This is a genomic window from Micromonospora sp. KC207 (assembly GCF_004348615.1).
Lineage (GTDB): Bacteria > Actinomycetota > Actinomycetes > Mycobacteriales > Micromonosporaceae > Micromonospora.
In genome coordinates this window covers 1-18,321 of the sequence record NZ_SMKJ01000120.1, presented here as the reverse complement: position 1 = coordinate 18,321, position 18,321 = coordinate 1, and the positions used below count along the sequence as shown (strand labels likewise).

Genomic DNA, 18,321 nt, shown 5'->3' with positions numbered 1-18,321 from the left:
TCGACGTAGTAGGTCGCGACCGCGCCGTCCGCCTTCGTCACGGTGACGTCGTCGCCGTCACGGATCGTGCCGGTGACCAGGTCGCGGGTGCCGTCGTCGTAGACCACGGTCATGCCTGCGGCGAGGTACCGGGCCTTGATCGTGCGGGTGGCCGGCTCGGCCGGCGGGGTGGTCGGGGTACTCTGCGGGTGCATCTGGGCCTCCAGTGAGATGGGGGGTGTGTCCGGGTGTTGGGCCCCTGCCGTGGCTGCGGTGGGGGCTCGTCTGCGTCAGGCCGCAGGGCGACGGGAGCGGGAGCGGGCGAGCCGCTCGCGGGTCTCGTCAAGGGCCTTCTCGCGGGCGCTCTTCACCGACGTCGGGCTGACCTCGTACGTCTTGAGCAGCAGATCCAGCTGCTCGGCGGTGACGTATCGCTCCTTGCCGATCCGGATGTGTGTGAACTGGCGGGCCCGCGCCCGGTCGGCGAGCCGACGGGGCGGGATCCGCAGCAGCTTCGCCACGTCGGCGAGGGGGGTGAGCTGGGGCAGCGTGGTCGGGGGTGCGTGGGTCATCGCGTCCTCTCTTCCGCGGTCTCGGTGTGGGCTTCGATGAACGCCGCGTAGCTGCTGAGAGGGATTCGGACGGCCCCGTTACGGCCGTCGGCCTTGGTGGCCTTGAGAGCACCGGACTTGATGTAGCGGCCGACGCTCCAGCGGGACACCCGAAGAAGCGCGGCGATCTCATCGACGGTCAGGTGTTGCTCAACCACGTGCACGCCCTCCAGCTTGCTTCGTGATGCTGCATCTTGTGCGATCCCTACGGTAGATGACAGACCATCACGAAGCAACATGCAGCAGAGAACGGGTCGAAAGTTGTGTGCTGGCTTAACTTGCGGGACGCTGCTATGTCCGGAACGTTCCCGCGTGCTACAACCTGCTACATGACTGAGCGGTCCGAACGTGGTCCAGCATTCGCCTTTTGGCGACGGATGAAGGCTGAACAGGCCGCCCGCGACTGGACAGATTCCGAGCTACACCGCCAGTCGGGCGTATCCCGCAACACGATCAAGGACTTAGGCAGCCGCAAGCGCGTCGAGACCGCCACGATCTCCGCGCTCGCCGACGCCCTCGGCATCCCCCGCCACGAGGCCTACGAGCTGGCCGGGATCGTGCCGCCCGAGGACGCTCAACCCGACCCGGCGGCGGACGCCCGTGGGGCGATCCTGCGGGACAGGATCTACACCGACGAGCAGCGAGAGGCCATGCTCCGGCTGCATGACCTGTTCGCGAAGACCAACCGGGCGCCGGACTAACGCTTCCTCCGGGCGCCCTTCCCCCGGGTGCCCTGTGCGCTCTTGCGGGCGTCGGCGATGGCGTCGACGGCCGACTCCTCCAGGTCCGGCATCAGGTCGCCGTAGATGTCCGACGTGGTCGCCAAGGTGGCGTGACCGAGCCGCCGAGAGATCATCAGCGGCGTCATCCTCGGGTCGCTGAACAGCCACGCCGCGCAGGTGTGCCGAAGGTCGTGCCACGACGCGGGCTGGTCGATGACGAGCACCCCGTCACAGCCGCACATCGACACGGCGTTGCGGGCCGGCCCGTAGTGGCTGGGGCAGCGCGTGGTGCCGGGCCGGACGCGGGCGCCGCACGGCTCGCCGCTGTCACGGGTGCCGCCGTAGTCCCGGCACCGCCCCGTCGCGCCGGCCAACTGCTCGCCGCGGGGCGCCGGCGGATGGGTGGCGCAGCGCCTGGCCGCGATGAGCGACGGCATCCACACGTCGTTGTACATGTCGGAGTAGTCGAGCTCCCGGCCGTCGGCACGGCGGAAGATCAGGGTGTCGTCCGGCTGCCCGTCGACGAGCGCCGCCAGGGCGTCGTACAGGTCCCGGCCGATCGGCAGGGACCGCTTCGCGCGCCCCTTGGTGGTGCCGAGGTATCGCTGCCCGCCCTCGCCGCGCTTCCACGCCCGCCACACCCGGACCCGCGCCGCCGTCCTCTTGGTCGGAGCGACCAAGTGCATCTTCGCCAGCGCGGTCACCTCACCCCACCGGACGCCGGTTTCGACCAGGGTGTCGAGTAGGACGCGCCACCGTTCGGGGAAGGCCGCGCGCAGCTGCTCGAACTGGTGCGGTGTGAAGTAGACGGCCTTGTGCTCGCCGGTGTCGTCGTCGGCGCGCTGGTCACGCTTGAAGTCCGTGGCCTTGCACGGGTTGACGGGGATGATGCCCTGGTCGGCGGCAGCCTTCATCGGGGCGAACATGGCGGAGTAGTAGCGGGTAACCGTCTTCGGCGATCCCATGACCGCCCGCAGGTCATTAACCCACGTCCCGACGGCAATCGTGGTGATGTCGCCGATCGGGGTATCACCGAATGTGGGGAAGATGTGGTCCCGGAACTGCTGCTTGTACCTCGCCCGACTGCCGGGGCTAATCCGGGTCTTCGAGCCGAGCCACTTCTCCGCCCATTCGCGGTACGTCGGTGTGGTCGGGACGGGTACCTCGGGGGTGAGAACCCCCATGTCGATGTAGACCTGCTCGGCGGTGCGGTTGCCCCGGTAGCCCTCGACGATGGCCTTCGCCTCCTCGGCGACGTCCAGCGTGGCCCAGGTCGTGCGCTGCTTCTGCCCCTGGTATCGCCAGATGACCCGCCAGGACGGGCCATGCTTCTCGATGCTCGCCACCCGCCGAGGATAGTGTCCCCATGGGGACAATCGCCACGTCCAACCAGGCAGCGGCGGTCACTTTCCGTACGGAACGCACACCGTTTGCAAGGTCAACGGGCTGAGCCCCAGGTCAGAGTAGGGTTTCGAGTCGACTTCTAATCCCAAGGCCGCAGGTTCGAATCCTGCCGGGCGCACCACCCTCACCGCAGGTCAGCGGCTTGGCGTGCCCGGCTCCGTCGATCACCACGACTGCCGTACAGCCATTCGTACAGCCAAGTCAGCCGAAGAGGGGTTTCGCGGCCTCGTCCACGGCGGCCCGCTCGATCTCCGGCAGGACGTGGGCGTAAATGTTCATCGTCAGCCCGATCTGGCTGTGACCGAGCACCTTCATCACCGTCCGAGGCGAGGCACCGGAGACGAGCAGGAACGTCGCGCAGGCGTGCCGCAGATCATGCAGCCGTAACCAGTCGAGGTCAGCCGCCGCCCGGATCTTGTGCCATGTCCGGTCGATGTGGTCCGGGTCCATCGGCGTACCGACTTTGGACGGGAAGACCAGGCCGTGATCCTGCCACCGCTCACCCGCCGCCAACCGGTCCGTGGCTTGCTGTCGACGGTGCGCGCGGAACAGGGCGAGGGTCTGCGCCGGCACCGGAACCGTCCGCCGGGACCGCTCCGTCTTGGGTGCCACGAGCTGCACCGGCCAGCGGCCCGCTCAACGGTTTGCCGAACAGTCAGGGGTGCCGGCGTCGAAGTCGATGTCCGACCAGGCGAGCCCGAGCAGTTCCCCGCGACGGAGCCCGACCGTCAAGGCGTAGACGTACAACGCTTCCAGGCGGTGACCCCGCAGCACATCGAGCAACCGCTTGGCCTCATCCACGCCCAGGGCGCGCCGCTCGACCTGCCTCATCGCAGGCGGACGAACCGACTTGGCGGCGTTGCGGTGCACCAGCTCCTCCCGATCCGCGTCACTGAGTGAGTTCCGGATCAGCCCGTGAATGTGCCGAACCGTCGTTGCCGAGAGACCAACGTCCGTCTTCTCGGCCAGCAGCCGGCGGATGACGGTCGGCGTCAGCTTGTCCAGGGCCAGCCGGCCGAGCGCCGGGCGGACGTGGTTCTCGATGAGCTTCCGGTAGCCCTGCAACGTCGACGGCCGTGTCCCGTCACGCTCCTTCATCCGCAACCACTCGTCCAGCCACTCCCCCACCGTCCGAGGAGCCGCCGCGAGGTTCCACCCCTGCTCCTGGCGGCGGCGAAGGTCGGCCAGCTTCCCGAGCACTTCCCGCTCCGTCTTCCGTAGACCCACTTCCGAGACCGCCTGCCCTCGCCCCAGCCCACATCAAGGCGGCCCGCTTCGCGGGCCGCGCCGGCCCGGCCCCCGGCCTACTGGCGACCTGCGGCCGGCATCGGCCGGGCCGACCGGCCACACTGCGGACGAACAAGGAGCCGTGAAGGGCTGAGGCGGGACGATCGCCATCGGGGTCGCTCCCGTCGAAGCCGGGGGCACCAAAGGAGTCGCGGCAAGCCCGACCCGCCCGGGCGACGGTGAGGTCGATTTCGAGTTCCTCGTGCAGTTCACGCACCAGTGCAGCCGCGGAGTCCTCCCCGAAGTGCACTTTGCCACCAGGCAGGAACCAGCCGTCAGTGTGCTCGACCGCCCACATGGGTAGCCGGTGGTCATCCCGGATCACGGCCGCCGTCCGATACTTGAATGACCGGGCGGAATCCCCCAGGCAATGTCATTCTCGTCCATGGTGCCACCTCGATGTCCTTGACTCTTCGGATGCTGTCCTTGCTGCCGCCGTCCGACCGATGCGCTGCAACCGCTGACCCTCGGCCACCGACACCGGCGGGACGAACACCTTCGCGCGTCTGCCCACCGGCCACCACCTCCCACCGTGAACGATGAGAGACAGCCTGCCCGACACGTCCTCAGCACTGGCGGATTACACGATCAACGTTCAAAGACGGGGCACTAGATGCGGACCGCTACGTGCCACGCCTCGCTCGCGGCATCACGTCCTGTCGTAGGGTCTTCATCAGAGCTGCTTGTCGGTTGGTGCCACCCCGTGGCATGAGTCGACGGGTGTACAAAGTCGCTATCCCCACCCATATCGCGGCCACCCCGACAAACACTGTCCCAAGCGTAATGGCGATCGGCACCCAGACCAGCGGTGGCTTCAGGGACCAGAGGGCTATCGCGCCGATGGTCAGACCCGTCATGAGTGACCCGAGGAGCAGGCAGCGGTAACCGACGACGAGCAGCCGATATGCCGAAGTCCTCCGGATGCGCTCGATTGCCTTATCGGCCTCTGCCATGTGGGTGTCCTCCCCGGAGTCGCCGTGACTGTACCGACGCCCTGCTCTCTTGCCATCCTGATGCTCCTATGGAGGTCAAGGGGTGAGGGGCGTGGTTGGCTCGGCGGTCGCCTCCTCGGTGAAGCGGACCCGTCCGGAGTTGGCGGGGATGGGTGCTGCTCCGCAGAAATGGGGCAGGCGGCTTTGGAGTGCAATCGGTCGGGGTTGTCGCCGGCACCGATCCCACTCGGAACCACTCAGCACACAGAGTAACGGCCACCCGGATCTCGTCAGACCCACCGAACCAACAGAGCCATGGAGCTATTCGTGGTGCGAAATGCAGACAACTGCGTCAAAAAGAGAGAACACCGAGCGGGTTTCCGCAGCCAGTGAAGGCTCTGAAACCAGTGATCGGTACATGATCAGATCCGTACGCCATGGTGTTGTGGCTGGGCAACGACCGGCGGTGCGTCCGCCTGCCACCGGACCGCTGATGGAGTCGGGAATCGGATGTCGATGTCCAGGCCGCCGTCCGGCTGCGGTTGGGCGTTGATCGCCGCGCCGTGGGATCCGGCTATCGCCCGGACGATGGCCAGGCCGAGGCCGTGGCCCTGACCCGTCCGGCGACCTCCCAGCTGGTGGAACGGCTGGAACAGGGCGTCCAATTCGGCGGGTGGGATCACCGGACCAGCGTTGGCTATGCGGACGGTGCTGTGGTTTCCGGTCGTACCGGTGTGGATCCGGACCCAGCCGCCTGGGGTGTTGTGCCGGATGGCGTTGTCGACGAGGTTGGTGATCAGGCGTTCGATCAGCTCGGGGTCGCCGGACGCGGGCGCCGGCTCGATCGCGGCATCTACCTGGATGCGGCGGCGTTCGGCCTCGGGCCACCGAACGGTGAGCGCCTCGGCGGCGATCTCGGCGAGGTCGACCGGCGTGTGCACGTGCGGGGTCTGCTGTCCCTCGGCCAGGGTGAGCAGCGCCGCGATGAGACGTTCCTGCTGGTCGCCGAGGGCGAGCACCTCGTGGCATGCCGCGCGCAGCGTCTCGATGGTGGCGTCGGGATCGGCGAGCGCCACCTGCAGCACGGTTCGCTCGGCGGTCAGCGGGGTGCGCAGCTCGTGTGAGGCGTTGGCGACGAAGTACCGCTGCGCGTCGAACGACGTCTCCAGGCGTCCGAACAGCTGGTCGAGGGTTTCGGCCAGCTCGGTGAATTCGTTGTGCAGCCCGGTGCGGCCGAGCCGCCGGTGCAGGTTGGTGGCGGAGATGTCACGGGCGGTGGCGGTGATGGTACGCAGCGGACGCAGGAATCGGCCGGCGACGAACCAGCCGAGGACCAGCGAGACGACCACCATGATCGCGATCTCTACGGCCGAGGTGGTGAGCCGCTGGTCTGGCTGCGGTTGAACTCCGGGGAGGCCCGTGCCGGCCGGCACGACGTCCTTGGTGCCCAGCAGCGGGATCGCGAGTAGCACGACACCGGAGATCAGGAACGGTACGGCGTACAGCAGGGTGAGCTGGAGGTGCAGGCTCCGGCGGGGAAGCCGGAGGCGCCGGGTCACGCAGCACCGATCCGGTAGCCGCCCTCACGGACGGTGTGAATGATCGGCGGCTCGCCCAGTTTGGCCCGCAGTCGGCGGATGGTGGTCTTCACCGCTGTGGTGAACGGGTCGGCCGCCTCGTCCCAGACGCGTTCCAGGAGCTCCTCCGCCGACACCAACCGGCCGTGCGCGGCGAGCAGGCACTCCAGCACCGCAAACTCCTTCGGGCTGAGATCCAGCCGGCGCCCGGCCCGGGTCGCGACCCGGCGGCTCGGATCGAGCGTCACCTCGCCGTTGCCCAGGATCGGCGGCAGGGCCGCGCCCGGCCGGCGACCGAGCGCGCGCACCCGAGCCACCAGCTCGGCGAAATCGAAGGGCTTCGGCAGGTAGTCGTCGGCGCCTAGGCCCAGACCGTCGACTCGCTGCTGCACCGTGGTGGCCGCGGTCAGCATCAGCACCCGGGTTTCCGGGTGCTCGCCGACGATCCGCCGGCATACCTCGTCGCCCGGAACGCCGGGCAGATCCCGGTCGAGCACCACGACGTCGTAGCTGGTCACTGCGAGGCTTTCGAGCGCCCCGTCGCCGTCGAGCACCACGTCGACCGCCATGCCCTCGCGCCGCAGCCCAGTGCCCACCGCTCGGGCCAGCACCTCAAAATCCTCGACGACCAGTACACGCATCACCCCACGATGCCACCTCGTAGGTGTCGGCACGGTGTCACCCGCCGACACCGTGCTGACACCGGCGTCTCCGTAGAACTGACACCCGCAACCGCTTGGACGACGACGAGAGGGCAGGCGATGGAGATCGTGCTCGAGACCGATCGACTCGGGAAACGGTACGGGCGAACGTGGGCGCTGCGGGACTGCTCGCTGCGCCTGCCCGCGGGCAGGGTGGCCGCGCTGGTCGGCCCGAACGGCGCGGGCAAGAGCACGCTGCTGCATTTAGCGGTGGGCTTGCTGCGCCCGGATGCCGGCACGGTCCGGGTCTTCGGGCAGGCACCGTACGACAACACCGCGGTCCTGTCCGAGGTTGGCTTCGTGGCCCAGGACACGCCGTTGTACCGGGACTTCACGGCCGACGAGCTGTTCACAATGGGTGAACGGCTGAACCGGCGCTTCGACCTGACGCTGGCCCGCCGTCGTCTCGCACAGATCGGCATCCCGCGGGACAAGCCGGTCGGCCGGCTGTCGGGCGGCCAGCGGGCACAGGTCGCGCTCGCTCTGGCGATGGCCAAGCGGCCCCGGCTGCTGCTGCTCGACGAGCCGGTCGCGAGCATCGACCCGCTGGCCCGCCGCGAGTTCCTGGACGCATTGATCGGCATCGTCGCTGAGACCGGCACCACCGTGCTGTTGTCGTCGCACATCCTGGCGGACCTCGAGCGGACCTGCGACTACCTGATCGTGCTGGACGCCTCGCAGGTGCGGCTGAGCGGGAGCGTCGATGCGCTGCTCGCCGAGCACAGGCAGGTGAGCGTGGAGGACCTCGTGCTCCGCCACCTCGCGAAGGGGGCGGCGGCATGATCTGGCTGACCTGGCGGCAGCACCGCAAGCAGGCATTGGTCACCGCGATCGGGCTCGTGCTACTGGCAGCGTTCATGATCCCGACCGGCCTGGCTATGCGGCACACGTTCGCCGACCTGGGCCTAGCAGACTGCGTACGCGCGCTGGGCACCCGCTCCGTCGTCGCCGCGAGCGCCGACACCTGCGGCCGCGCGTCGGTCGCGTTCAACAACGAGTACGCCACCATGAGCATGGCCGGCATCCTGTTCCTCGTCCTGCCGCTGCTGGTCGGGCTCTTCTGGGGCGCTCCGCTGGTCGCCCGCGAGGTCGAGGCCGGCACTCACCGGATGGTCTGGACCCAGGCCGTCAGCCGACGTCACTGGGCACTGGTCAAGTTCGGCGTCACGGGCACCGGCGCACTGATCGCCTCGGTCGTCTACGGCCTGGGCACGTCGTGGTGGCTGACCCCGATCAGCGAGGCCGGGCAGCACGGCCGGTTCAACGCCTTCTTCTTCGACATGCAGGGCTTGGCGCCGATCGGGTACACGCTGTTCGCGGTGGCGCTCGGGGTTTGCGCCGGCACGGTGTGGCCCAAGGTGCTGCCCGCGATGACCGCGACCCTCACCGGGTTCGTCGGCCTGCGGGTCGCCCTCGCGACGCTGGCCCGGCCGCACTACCTGCCTGCCCGCGTGCTCACGTTCCCGGTCAAGGACGCCGCCGTGCAAACCAACCCGGCCGCTCAGGACTGGATCATCTCGTACGGCATCCGCGACGCCTCCGGCAAGATGCTGACTCCCAACGCCCAGATCGCCTGCGCACCCGGCGCCACCGGACCGGGCGCGGCCTGCGGCACCGACCTCGGCATCACGTCCGGGTCGTACAACTGGCAGCTCTACCAGCCCGGCGACCGGTTCTGGCTGTTCCAGAGCATCGAGACCGGCATCTTCGTCGCGCTCGCGGCGCTGCTGCTCTACCTCGCCATCCGCCGTATCCGCCGCATCGCCTGAACCGGAGGACCCCATGACACGCGCAACCAGCCGACTCACCGTCGCGGCGGTGGCAGCCGGCGCCCTACTGGCTGCCGGGCTGGCGGCCACGACCGCCTTCACCGGCACCACCCCGACCGCCGCAAGAGCATCCCAGGAAACCCATGAATCCGCCCAGGATGCCCAGACTGCCATCCTGGCCGCCTTCGACAAGTACGAGGTCGTGGCCGGCGCCGCCCCGAACGACGTCTACCTGGACCTGATCCGGAATCCGAAGTTCGCGGAGCAGGTCGACGACATCGCCGTAGAGTGCGGCAACTCGCGGTACCAGCCACTGCTGGATCGGTACATCACAGGCGGCGACGTGACCCTCGCCCAGGTACGCAAGGTGTGGCGGGACACCACCCAGCCCAGTTGCGGCTTCTCCGCCTTCTACGAACGGCTGTTCCCGGTCGTACGCCAGGTCAACATGACCCTGCCGCCGGGACGGAAACTGCGGATCCTGGCCTGCGACCCGCCCATCAACTGGGACACCGTGCACAGACCCGAGGATCTGGCGCCGTTCGAGGAACGCGATCACACGATCGCCACGGTGATGGAGAAAGAGGTCTTCGCCAAGCACCGCAAGGCGCTCATGCTCTTCGGCATCAGTCACCTGCTGCACAGCGGCGGCAGCGCGGTGGCGATGTACGAGCAGAAGTACCCGGGCCGCACGTACACGATCGCCACGCACATGGGCTTCCAGAAGGACAACGACCGGCTCGAGGCGCGCATGACCGGCTGGCCGGTGCCGTCAATCATGCCGTTCTCCGGCACGTGGCTGGGCCGTCTCGACTCGTCCTACTTCGAATCGCGGCCCGGCCAGCCCGCCGCGACCAAGGGCTATCCGGGTGCCGACGCGTACCTGTACATCGGCCCCCGCGCCCTCATACCCCGGCAGCCGATTGCCGCGGCCACCGTCCTCGACACCGCATACATCGCCGAACTTCGACGCCGAGCCGCCGCCATACAGGACCCGCCGGGCGGGCTCATGCACCCGGAGACGTTCTTCCGGCGAGAGCTCGAATCCGGCCCGCTGGAGTTCGGCTCCTGACGTTTCCGCAGCACCAGAGAACGATCATGCGCGGAGGACATGGCCGTGAACCGCGCGCCTTCCACCCTGGACCGAGCGGGCGCGTGATCGAGGAACCCGGCGCTGTCAGCGCGTAGCCGTCAGGCGGACAGGGCGACCTCGGCGCGGCGGCCCAGGCCGTCCAGGATCGCCGCGCCGTAGCCGGTCACGTCACCGGCGCCCATCGTCAGCACCACGTCACCCCGCCCGGCCATCCGCGCGATCACCCGGGCCGCGTGGTCCGGTCCGAGGGGCAGGCAGTAGGCACCGTCGCGCAGCCTGGCCGCGATCGCGTCGGTGTCGGCCAACGGACGGCCGTCCGACAGGTTGTCGGGTACGTCGAGCAGCAGTACGTAGTCGGCGTTGTCCGCCAGGACGCGGCCGATGCGCTCGCCGAGGGCGAGGACGCAGCCGATGCGCTCGCCGAGGGCGGGGACGCGGCCGATGCGCTCGCCGAGGGCGGGGACGCGGGCGTGTCCGGAGGGCTGGAACACCACGAACACCCGCCCTCGGGCCAGGGTGCGCGCGGCTTGCAGGTCGGCGGCGATCTCGTTCGGGTGGCCGGCGTAGGAGTCGATCACCGTCACTCCGGCCCGGGTGTCGATGTGCTCGAACCGGCGGCGCACCCCGGCGAAGGTACCCACCGCTGCGGCCACGTCGGCGGGGTCCAGCCCGAGGGCCACCGCGCAGGCCACGGCCGCCGCCGCGTCGTCCAGGTGGTGCGTCGCCGGGGTCGGCAGGGTCAGCCGCGTCTCGGTGCCGTTCGGCATCCGCACCGTCGCGGACGCCGACCAGCCCTCGGCGTGCACGTCCAGGAGCCGGACGTCGGCCGCGCGGTCCCGCCCGCAGCGCAGCACCATCACATCGGGGCGCTCGTCGGCGATGACGTGTGCGGCCACCGTCGCACCCACGCAGTCGGCGTTGACGATCAGGAACCCGTCCGGCGCGATCCGGCAGCCGAATTCGACGTAGGCGCGCAGCACGTCGGCGCGGCTGACGAAGCTCGGGTGATCGTCGGTCACGTTCGTGACGACCGCCAGTGACGGGGACAGGAGGTGGAACGGACGGTACGACTCGTCCGCCTCCGCGACCAGCAGCCGGGACCGGCCGAGGTGGGCTCCGGAACCCGGCCCCGTCAGGTCGGCGCCGATCAGGTACGTCGGGTCCTGCCCGAGGGTGCGCAGGACGTGGACCAGCATGCCCGCCGTGGTGGACTTGCCGTGCGAACCGGACACCGCCACCAGCCGCCGCCCGTCGGCCAGCTTGTCGAGGACCTGCGCCCGGCGCACCACCGGGATGCCGGCGGCACGGGCCGCGCGTACCTCCGGCGCGTTCCGCGCGCCCGTGGTGTGCACGACGCAGCTCGCGCCCTCGACATACGCCGCGTCGTGGCCCACGCGTACCCGTACGCCGGCCGTGCGCAGCGCCGCGAGGATGTCCGAGTCGTGGATGTCGCTTCCGCTGACCTGGTGGCCCAGCTCGGCCAGCAGCCGGGCCAGGCCGGACATCGCGGGCCCGCCGACGCCCACGAGGTACGGGCGGGACAGGTCGATCGGGCCGGAGTGCGAATCGATCGTGTCGGTCATGATGCCGGGTCTCCTTGGTCGTGCGGGATGACGGATACCGGGTCAGCCGTGGTCAGCCGTGCGCCGACCGGGGTTGCCCGCAGCCCGGCCGGCTGAACGAAGATCGACCGACGGGCGACGGCTTCGCCCTTGTCGTCCAGTTGGTACACGTCGAGCCACATCCACCGGTCGTAGGTGATCCAGTCGAGCACCCGGATGACCCGGCACATGATCGGCTCGACGAACTGCACGCTCGCCGCGCGGGTCACCTGCACCAGGTCGCCCGCCTTCGGCGGCGACGTACTCGTGGCCGATTCCCGCGCCGGCACCTGGCGGCGGCCGGTCACGACTCCTCCCCCTTTCCGGAGAATAGCTCCGCCCTGGCCACACAATTTCGCGGTGAGCGGAACGGCGGGCTGTTGTCGACGCCATTTCTGGAGCCCCTCACGGCCATGCGGATATTCGACATCCTGTGACACCGCCAGCACCTTGCGCAACACCTCCCATCCCCCTAATCTCAAGTCGAATTGACGCACGAAGAATGAAGGAGAGAAATGCGCGAGCAGAAACACCGCCTGTTGCAGGAGAACTGTGGTGATGTTGCATGACGGATGAAACAAGCGGGTCGACCGTTCCCCGGCGGCAGCTCGGCAGGCTGCTCACGCAGCTTCGCGAGGACGCCTCGGTCTCGCTGGACGCCGCAGCCGAGGGGCTGGACTGCTCGCGGCAGAAGGTGTGGCGCATCGAGAAGGGTCTGGTGCCGGTCCGGCTGGTGGACGCCCGAGCCATGTGCGAGATGTACCGGGTGCCGGAGGACATGAAGGCGATCGTCACCGGCCTCGCGAAGGAGACCCGCGCCAAGGGCTGGTGGCACTCGTACGGCGAGATCGTCCCACCATGGTTCTCGCTGTACGTCGGGCTGGAAAGCAACGCCGCCGCACTGCGCCAATATGACGCCGAACTGATTCCAGGATTACTCCAAACAAGGGAATACGCCGCCGAACTGTTCCACCGCAAGAACCCCACGATGAGCGAGGCGGAGCGGGAGAAGCTCGTCGAGGTGCGGATGCAGCGCCAGCACGTCCTGATGCGGCGGCTGCCCAGCGCGCCCACGCTGAAGGTGGTGATGAGCGAGGCCGTGCTGCGACGCACCATCCCGGACCGGCAGGCCATGGCCGGGCAACTGCGGCACCTGCTCGACGTCGCCGCGCTGCCGAACGTGAGCCTGCGCGTCCTCCCGCTGGCCGCCGGGCCGCCGCTGGCCAGCGAGACGGGCACCTTCGTCCTGCTGGACTTCCCGCAGGCGTTCGGCCGGGCCTCGACCGAGCCGACCACCGTCTACCTGGAGAACATCACCGGCGCTCTCTACCTCGACAAGCCGGCCGAGGTCGCCGCCTACGAGCACGTCTGGTCCGACCTGGAGACGCTCGCGTCGGATGAGGCAGAATCAGAGGAAATGATCAAGATGATCATCGAGGAGCGCACATGAGTGACCTTGCCGGTGCCGTCTGGCGCAAGAGCACCCGCAGCGGCGGCAGTGGCGGCAACTGCGTCGAGGTGGCCGACAACCTGCCCGGCGTCGTGGGCGTGCGGGACAGCAAGGACCAGGCCGGGCCGACGCTCACGTTCGCCCCGACGGCCTGGTCGGCCTTCGTGGGCCAGCTACGGCGCGGGCCGCGCTGACCGATCGGGGCCGCCCACCTTGCCGGCGGGCGGCCCCGAAACCCGCGAAGGGCCACGACCGGCAGGTCAGCCCCGGCCGGGGTGGCCGCTGACCAGGGTGGTCAACGAGCGCGGTGCCAGTTCGACCGTCGGGTGCCCGCCGTGCCCGGTGACGAGCCCGGGGGCCTCCTCCAGCTTGTGCGTCGAGTCGGTGAGGTACGCGGTCGGCTTCCTCAGGTCGACGGTGGTCCGTACGGTCTCGGTCGAGGTGTTGATGATCTGCACCACCTCGGTGCCGTCGGCGTTGCGGTACGCCGACACCGCCAGGCCCGCCGGCGCGCCGTCGACGCCGATCCGGACCGCGCCGGGGCGGATGAACCGGCTGTACGCGGCGAAGGCGTACAGCCGGGACGACACCCGGTAGCTGTCGGTGGTGTTGTCGACCTGGACGAGGGCCGCCGTCGCGCCCCGGGAGGAACCGAGCCAGTAGACGAAGGCACTGGCGTCCGCCTTCGCGAGGGTGTCGTGGATGCGCTGGGCGACCGCGATGCCGTCGGTGCCCTTGCCGCTGTCCCATGCCTCGTTCCAGCCGTCGGAGACGCTCGACGGGGCCCACTCCGTCATCCAGACGGGTGCCGTGGTCGGCAGCGGGCGATCCGAGGGGCTGGCGTAGCCGTGCCCGGTGAACAGGTCCAGGTGGCGGCGGGCCTCCGGGTCCGCCTCGATCGCCTGGCCGTACGCGTCCGACTGCTGCCAGCCGAACGAGTCGCAGCAGGCCAGGTCCACCCCGGCCTGCTCGGCGATGGGGCCGATGACCTTCACGAACTCGGCCGCCTGAGCCGGCGTGAACCGCATCGAGGCGTACGGGGCGGTCCAGTCGGGCTCGTTGGTGAACCCGATCTCGTCGATCCGGATGCCCTCGCGCTGGTAGAACTTGGCGTACTGCACGAGGTAGCGCGCATACGCCTCGCGCCAGTCGCCGCTGGCGCAGGTCACGCCCGCCAGGCCGCAGAGGCTCCCGCCGTTGGCGTCGGTCCCGTTGTCCTTCATGTACCCCGGGGCGCTCCACGCGTCGGCGTAGAACCGGTTGATCCCGCGCTTGCGCGCCTCCTTGGTGTACCACACCTGGCCGCCGTCCCAGCCGTCCCACTGGTAGTTCGGGGTGGCGGTCGGACCGCCCGGGTCGTTCGGCTGGATGGACAGCATGTTGTCGTACACGTCGGTCGTCGACGAGCCGATGCCGAGCCGCAGGATGGTCGGCGCGGCACCCTTCCTCCGGTCGAGGAGCAGGTCGAGGACCTCCGCGCGCTTCGCCTCGGACAGGTTGTGGACCAGCGTGGCGCGCTGGAAGGCGATGGAGTAGCCGAAGCCGTCGATGTGCTGGTGGGTCTCGGCGCGGTCGAGGTCGAGGCCCGGTCGGGGGCCGGCGTGAGCGGGTGTGCCGGCCAGGACGGTGAGGGCCGTGACGGCGGTGACGAGGGTGCGGGATCGAAGCACGAAGCTCTCCTGACGTCGCGCGGGGAGACACTCCGAGCCATACTAACGACATCGATGCACGTCGTAGGATAATCATTTCTTCCGAGACGGGAGACAGGAAGTGTCGACGACCGCGCACAGGAATTTCGCACGACTGGCGGGGGCCCTGGCCGCCGCCGTCGCCCTGACCACCGCCACGCCGGCCCAGGCCGTCACGCCGGCCCAGGTCACCACGTCAGCGCAGGCCACCGCGCCGACGCGCAGCCACGCCGCCAGGATCATGGTGGCCGACTCGACCCCCCAGCCGTTCCGCATCACCTACGGCGCGTCGATCGCCGAAGGCACCGTCACCTTCTACAACCGCAGCCTGAACATCACCGGCTACGTGAAGGCGGTCAGCGCCTCGCGGACGGTGGAATTCGTCGGCTACAACGGCAACCTGAGCTGCTATTTCGACGAGACGCGCACCGCCTCCGCGGGCACCACCCGCACTTACGGATTCGACGAGACGTGCGACGTGGCCGGCGGCTTCTACGCGGTCGACGTCTATTTCCCGGTGTAGGTGCCCCACTCACCGCCCCCACGTGTCGGGCACCCCTCAGCCGGCATCCGACGTCACGCCAACCGAGGCCAGCGTCGACAGGTCCAGTTCGCCGACGGTCTGGCCGCCGCTGCGCTCCCCCGTCGGCCGGAACCCGAGCCGCAGGTAGAACTCCTCCGGCCCGTCCGCACCCGGCTCCCAGGTGGTGAAGATCCGCCGCTCGCCGCGCCGCCGGGCCTCCTCGGCCACGGCCCGGACGGCGAACCGCCCGTACCCGCGTCCCTGCCGCTCGGCGGCGACGTTGAGCCGCCACAGCCCGGAGCGCAGGTCGGTGGGGGCGTCCTCGCTCCACGGGATGCGGAAGAAGCCCATCAGGAAGCCCACCACCTCGTCGCCGTCGTAGACGAGCCGGGGCCAGGCGATGTCCTGCCACGCGTACGCCTCGGCCAGCGACCGGGCGACCGGCTCGACCAGGTGTTCCTGGTCCGGCCGTACCCGCAGGTCGCAGGCGGCGTCGACGTTGCCGGGCGTGATCTTTTCCAGGCGTGGGGTGGCCATCGGGGCACCCTACCGGGCACCCCCGCCTCGGCCCCACCCGGTTTTCCGGTCAGGGCGTGCGGGGGCCACGCCGTCCTTTGGCGTGGGGGCCACCAGGAGCCCGGGGCCAGAACAGCCCCGCATCCCCGGCGGGCCGCCGGGCGGGCCCGGGTCAGGCGGCGGAGGTACGCCGACCGCCCCGGTCGAGCGCGGCGGCCTCCTCCGGCGTCGGCGCGGTGCCGCCGAGGTGGGCCGGCTGCCACCAGGTGTCGTCCCCGGCCGGGGTGTCCGGGTACGCCCGCTGGGCCCGGTCGACCAGGGCGGTCAGCCGGGTCCTCAGCTCGGCGCTCAGCGCGTTCGCGTCCGGGTGGGCGGCCGGGTCGATCGGCTCGCCAACGAGGATGGTGATCGGGGTGTGCCGTCGGGTGAGCGTCCTCGGCCGGCCCTTCGTCCAGAGCCGCTGGGTGCCCCACAACGCGACCGGCAGCAGCGGCACCTCGGCATCCTGGGCCATCCGGGCCGCCCCGTTCTTGAGGTCCTTCACGGTGAACGAGCGGCTGATGGTCGCCTCGGGGAAGACGCCCACCACCTCGCCGCGGCGCAGCGCGTCCACGGCCGTGCTGTACGACCCGGCGCCGGCCCGCCGGTTCACCGGGATGTGCTTCATGCCGCGCATCAGCGGGCCGGAGATCTTGTGTGCGAACACCTCGTGCTTGGCCATGAACCGGACCAGACGGCCGGACTCGTGCGCGCCGTACCCGCAGAAGATGAAGTCCAGGTAGCTCACGTGGTTGCTGGCCAGCACCGCCCCGCCGGTGCGCGGCACGTGGTGGCTGCCCTCCACGGTCAGGCGAAGGTCGAGGACCCGGAACATCGTCTTGGCGACGGCGATCACGGGCGGGTACACGAGTTCCGGCATCCGGCGACTTTACCCCGCTGGGGGTGGGGACACGCCAGGGCCGGACCCCCCGTCCCACGCGTGCCGCCACCCCGCTGCCACCGCGCCGGCCCGGTGCCGGTCAGTCGGGAAGGGTTTTCAGGTCCAGCCGGCCGCGCGCGAACGCGTCGACCTTGCCCCACCGGCCCGGGATGTCCAGCACCTCGATCCGGCCCATGCCGCTGGGCAGGCTCGGCTCGACCGACAGGTGCCCCTCGTGCGGCTCGATGCCGAGCATGGTGCGCAGCAGCAGCATCGGGGTGCCGGTCGACCAGGCCTGCGGGCTGCACGCCGTCGGGTACTCCACCGGGAACTTGGTCAGCTCGCGCTGGTACCCGCCGAAGGCCTCCGGCAGCCGTCCGTCGAAGTAGCGCGCGGCGTCGATGATCCCGTTGGCGATGGTGGCGGCCTCCTCGGCGAAGCCGTACCGGCGCAGCCCCCAGGCGATGAACGAGTTGTCGAACGGCCAGATCGTGCCGTTGTGGTACCCGATCGGGTTGTAGCGGACCTCCCCCTCGGCCAGCGTCCGCACCCCCCAGCCGGAGAACAGCCGGGGCCCGACCAGGTGCTCGGCGATCCGCTCGGCCCGGTCGTGGTCGACGATGCCGCTCCACAGCAGGTGGCCGATGTTGGAGCTGAGCACCTCCGCCCGGCCGCCGTCGGGGTCGAGGGCGAGGGCGTAGAACTGGCCGTCGTCGACCCACCAGTCCCGGTTGAACCGCTCCTTGAGCTGCGCGGCCTGCGACTCCAGGTGGTCCGCGTACTCCGGGTCGCCCCAGCACTCGCGCGCCAGCCGGGCGGCCCGGACCTTCGCGTCGTACGCGTACCCCTGCACCTCGCAGGTGGCACGGGGGAAGGGCAGCAGCGTGCCGTCGCGATACGAGATCGAGTCCCAGGAGTCCTTCCAACACTGGTTCTCCAGGCCGGTGTCGGTGTTGCGCCGCTCGTACCAGATGTAGCCGTTGCCGACCAGGTCGGCGTAGTCGTCGATCCACCTGAGCGCGGCCCGGCACTCCTGCTCCAGTTCCCGCACCAGCGACACGTCCCCGCTCCACCGCTCGTACTCGTCGAGCAGCACCACGAACAGCGGCGTCGCGTCGACCGAGCCGTAGTACGGCGAGTGCGGCTGCTCCTCGAACGCGGCCGTCTCGCCGTAGCGCATCTCGTGCAGGATGCGCCCGGGGTCCTCGTCGCGGAAGTCGTCGAGCCGGGTGCCCTGCAACGACGCGAGGATGCGCAGCGTCGTCTTGGACAGCTCCGGGACGAACGGCAGCACCTGTAGGCAGGTCAGGATGCTGTCCCGGCCGAACATCGTCATGAACCAGGGCAGGCCGGCCGCCGGCAGGGCGGTTCCGCCGAGCGACAACGGCGAGAAGCGCAGCGCGGCGAGGTCGACCAGGCTCCGCTGGTAGGTCCGGGCCAGGTGCTCGCACTCGCAGTTCAGCTTCGGCGCGGCGGCGATCCACTCCTGGAGGTCCTGCTGGAGGGCCAGCCGCTCGGGGCCGTGTGCCCGCAAGCCCATCCGCATGTC

General features: G+C 69.8%; 22 protein-coding genes. 7 read left to right on the top strand and 15 right to left on the bottom strand.

The window, feature by feature from the left end:
• The 3 genes from E1258_RS16825 to E1258_RS16815 form a co-directional block, all read right to left on the bottom strand.
• On the bottom strand, positions 1 to 194 hold a 194-nt coding region (locus tag E1258_RS16825; RefSeq protein ID WP_132401905.1), incomplete at its 3' end, for a hypothetical protein.
• 75 nt (positions 195 to 269) lie between these two features.
• Entirely contained in the window at positions 270 to 551 is a 282-nt protein-coding gene (locus E1258_RS16820; protein ID WP_132401902.1) for a hypothetical protein, read from the bottom strand.
• The gene (locus tag E1258_RS16815; protein WP_165949798.1) at positions 548 to 754 is read right to left on the bottom strand and encodes a helix-turn-helix domain-containing protein; all 207 of its coding nucleotides are present in this window, start codon (positions 752 to 754) and stop codon (positions 548 to 550) included. The genes E1258_RS16820 and E1258_RS16815 overlap by 4 nt, the downstream gene beginning before the upstream one ends.
• A 165-nt stretch (positions 755 to 919) precedes the next feature.
• On the opposite strand from E1258_RS16815, the gene E1258_RS16810 reads away from it, so the two are divergent.
• Positions 920 to 1,291: a helix-turn-helix transcriptional regulator gene (locus E1258_RS16810; protein WP_165949797.1), complete on the top strand. Its 372-nt coding sequence runs from the start codon at positions 920 to 922 to the stop codon at positions 1,289 to 1,291.
• On the opposite strand, the gene E1258_RS16805 is transcribed toward E1258_RS16810, so the two are convergent.
• The 6 genes from E1258_RS16805 to E1258_RS16775 all read right to left on the bottom strand — a co-directional run bounded on the left by E1258_RS16805 (position 1,288) and on the right by E1258_RS16775 (position 7,153).
• Complete coding sequence (locus tag E1258_RS16805; RefSeq protein ID WP_132401893.1) at positions 1,288 to 2,658, bottom strand: site-specific integrase; 1,371 nt, start codon at positions 2,656 to 2,658, stop codon at positions 1,288 to 1,290. The genes E1258_RS16810 and E1258_RS16805 overlap by 4 nt on opposite strands.
• 259 nt (positions 2,659 to 2,917) lie before the next feature.
• Positions 2,918 to 3,328, bottom strand: a complete 411-nt coding sequence (locus E1258_RS16800; RefSeq protein WP_165949796.1) for a tyrosine-type recombinase/integrase — start codon at positions 3,326 to 3,328, stop codon at positions 2,918 to 2,920.
• Between the two features lie 24 nt (positions 3,329 to 3,352).
• Positions 3,353 to 3,916 (bottom strand): tyrosine recombinase XerC, encoded by a 564-nt coding sequence (gene xerC / locus E1258_RS16795; protein ID WP_132401887.1) that lies wholly within the window; start codon positions 3,914 to 3,916, stop codon positions 3,353 to 3,355.
• A complete protein-coding gene (locus E1258_RS16790; protein ID WP_256371007.1) occupies positions 3,801 to 4,328 on the bottom strand; it encodes an NUDIX domain-containing protein in 528 nt (175 codons plus the stop codon). Before E1258_RS16790 ends, xerC begins: the two co-directional genes overlap by 116 nt.
• 1,029 nt (positions 4,329 to 5,357) lie before the next feature.
• Complete coding sequence (locus E1258_RS16780) at positions 5,358 to 6,494, bottom strand: HAMP domain-containing sensor histidine kinase (RefSeq protein WP_132401882.1); 1,137 nt, start codon at positions 6,492 to 6,494, stop codon at positions 5,358 to 5,360.
• A complete protein-coding gene (locus E1258_RS16775; protein WP_132401879.1) occupies positions 6,491 to 7,153 on the bottom strand; it encodes a response regulator transcription factor in 663 nt (220 codons plus the stop codon). The genes E1258_RS16780 and E1258_RS16775 overlap by 4 nt, the downstream gene beginning before the upstream one ends.
• Positions 7,154 to 7,162: 9 nt before the next feature.
• Here E1258_RS16775 and E1258_RS16770 point away from each other — a divergent pair, with 9 nt between their 5' ends.
• The 3 genes from E1258_RS16770 to E1258_RS16760 are packed head-to-tail and all read left to right on the top strand — an operon-like array spanning position 7,163 to position 10,054.
• Positions 7,163 to 7,996, top strand: coding sequence for an ABC transporter ATP-binding protein (locus E1258_RS16770; RefSeq protein ID WP_371688628.1), 834 nt, complete (start codon positions 7,163 to 7,165; stop codon positions 7,994 to 7,996).
• Positions 7,993 to 8,982 (top strand): transporter, encoded by a 990-nt coding sequence (locus E1258_RS16765; protein ID WP_132401873.1) that lies wholly within the window; start codon positions 7,993 to 7,995, stop codon positions 8,980 to 8,982. Before E1258_RS16770 ends, E1258_RS16765 begins: the two co-directional genes overlap by 4 nt.
• Before the next feature lie 13 nt (positions 8,983 to 8,995).
• Entirely contained in the window at positions 8,996 to 10,054 is a 1,059-nt protein-coding gene (locus E1258_RS16760) for a hypothetical protein (RefSeq protein WP_207919592.1), read from the top strand.
• Between the two features lie 119 nt (positions 10,055 to 10,173).
• Here the strand turns inward: E1258_RS16760 and murC are convergent, their stop codons facing one another.
• Positions 10,174 to 11,658: a UDP-N-acetylmuramate--L-alanine ligase gene (gene murC, locus E1258_RS16755; RefSeq protein ID WP_132401870.1), complete on the bottom strand. Its 1,485-nt coding sequence runs from the start codon at positions 11,656 to 11,658 to the stop codon at positions 10,174 to 10,176.
• Positions 11,655 to 11,966 carry a hypothetical protein gene (locus E1258_RS16750; protein WP_132401908.1) on the bottom strand — a complete coding sequence of 104 codons (312 nt, stop codon included), beginning with the start codon at positions 11,964 to 11,966 and terminating at the stop codon, positions 11,655 to 11,657. The genes murC and E1258_RS16750 overlap by 4 nt, the downstream gene beginning before the upstream one ends.
• Before the next feature lie 275 nt (positions 11,967 to 12,241).
• Here E1258_RS16750 and E1258_RS16745 point away from each other — a divergent pair, with 275 nt between their 5' ends.
• Both E1258_RS16745 and E1258_RS16740 read left to right on the top strand, forming a co-directional pair.
• Positions 12,242 to 13,126, top strand: coding sequence for a helix-turn-helix transcriptional regulator (locus E1258_RS16745; RefSeq protein ID WP_132401867.1), 885 nt, complete (start codon positions 12,242 to 12,244; stop codon positions 13,124 to 13,126).
• Positions 13,123 to 13,320, top strand: coding sequence for a DUF397 domain-containing protein (locus E1258_RS16740; protein WP_132401864.1), 198 nt, complete (start codon positions 13,123 to 13,125; stop codon positions 13,318 to 13,320). Before E1258_RS16745 ends, E1258_RS16740 begins: the two co-directional genes overlap by 4 nt.
• Positions 13,321 to 13,386: 66 nt before the next feature.
• On the opposite strand, the gene E1258_RS16735 is transcribed toward E1258_RS16740, so the two are convergent.
• Positions 13,387 to 14,796, bottom strand: coding sequence for a glycoside hydrolase (locus E1258_RS16735; RefSeq protein WP_132401861.1), 1,410 nt, complete (start codon positions 14,794 to 14,796; stop codon positions 13,387 to 13,389).
• A 100-nt stretch (positions 14,797 to 14,896) separates the two neighbouring features.
• Here E1258_RS16735 and E1258_RS16730 point away from each other — a divergent pair, with 100 nt between their 5' ends.
• Positions 14,897 to 15,337 (top strand): hypothetical protein, encoded by a 441-nt coding sequence (locus E1258_RS16730; protein ID WP_132401858.1) that lies wholly within the window; start codon positions 14,897 to 14,899, stop codon positions 15,335 to 15,337.
• Positions 15,338 to 15,373: 36 nt separating this feature from the next.
• Here the strand turns inward: E1258_RS16730 and E1258_RS16725 are convergent, their stop codons facing one another.
• The 3 genes from E1258_RS16725 to E1258_RS16715 form a co-directional block, all read right to left on the bottom strand.
• Positions 15,374 to 15,874, bottom strand: coding sequence for a GNAT family N-acetyltransferase (locus E1258_RS16725; RefSeq protein WP_132401855.1), 501 nt, complete (start codon positions 15,872 to 15,874; stop codon positions 15,374 to 15,376).
• Positions 15,875 to 16,025: 151 nt separating this feature from the next.
• Positions 16,026 to 16,772 carry a 1-acyl-sn-glycerol-3-phosphate acyltransferase gene (locus tag E1258_RS16720; RefSeq protein WP_132401852.1) on the bottom strand — a complete coding sequence of 249 codons (747 nt, stop codon included), beginning with the start codon at positions 16,770 to 16,772 and terminating at the stop codon, positions 16,026 to 16,028.
• Positions 16,773 to 16,872: 100 nt separating this feature from the next.
• On the bottom strand, positions 16,873 to 18,321 hold a 1,449-nt coding region (locus tag E1258_RS16715; protein WP_132401849.1), incomplete at its 5' end, for an amylo-alpha-1,6-glucosidase.

What these genes read in the sequence shown, in the direction of transcription:
- E1258_RS16770 (WP_371688628.1), top strand. Translation starts at nt 7,163, where the DNA reads ATGCCACCTCGTAGGTGTCGGCACGGTGTCACCCGCCGACACCGTGCT.
- murC (WP_132401870.1), bottom strand. Translation starts at nt 11,658, where the DNA reads ATGACCGACACGATCGATTCGCACTCCGGCCCGATCGACCTGTCCCGC.
- E1258_RS16765 (WP_132401873.1), top strand. Translation starts at nt 7,993, where the DNA reads ATGATCTGGCTGACCTGGCGGCAGCACCGCAAGCAGGCATTGGTCACC.
- E1258_RS16745 (WP_132401867.1), top strand. Translation starts at nt 12,242, where the DNA reads ATGACGGATGAAACAAGCGGGTCGACCGTTCCCCGGCGGCAGCTCGGC.
- E1258_RS16720 (WP_132401852.1), bottom strand. Translation starts at nt 16,772, where the DNA reads ATGCCGGAACTCGTGTACCCGCCCGTGATCGCCGTCGCCAAGACGATG.
- E1258_RS16760 (WP_207919592.1), top strand. Translation starts at nt 8,996, where the DNA reads ATGACACGCGCAACCAGCCGACTCACCGTCGCGGCGGTGGCAGCCGGC.
- E1258_RS16775 (WP_132401879.1), bottom strand. Translation starts at nt 7,153, where the DNA reads ATGCGTGTACTGGTCGTCGAGGATTTTGAGGTGCTGGCCCGAGCGGTG.
- E1258_RS16740 (WP_132401864.1), top strand. Translation starts at nt 13,123, where the DNA reads ATGAGTGACCTTGCCGGTGCCGTCTGGCGCAAGAGCACCCGCAGCGGC.
- E1258_RS16725 (WP_132401855.1), bottom strand. Translation starts at nt 15,874, where the DNA reads ATGGCCACCCCACGCCTGGAAAAGATCACGCCCGGCAACGTCGACGCC.
- E1258_RS16820 (WP_132401902.1), bottom strand. Translation starts at nt 551, where the DNA reads ATGACCCACGCACCCCCGACCACGCTGCCCCAGCTCACCCCCCTCGCC.
- E1258_RS16810 (WP_165949797.1), top strand. Translation starts at nt 920, where the DNA reads ATGACTGAGCGGTCCGAACGTGGTCCAGCATTCGCCTTTTGGCGACGG.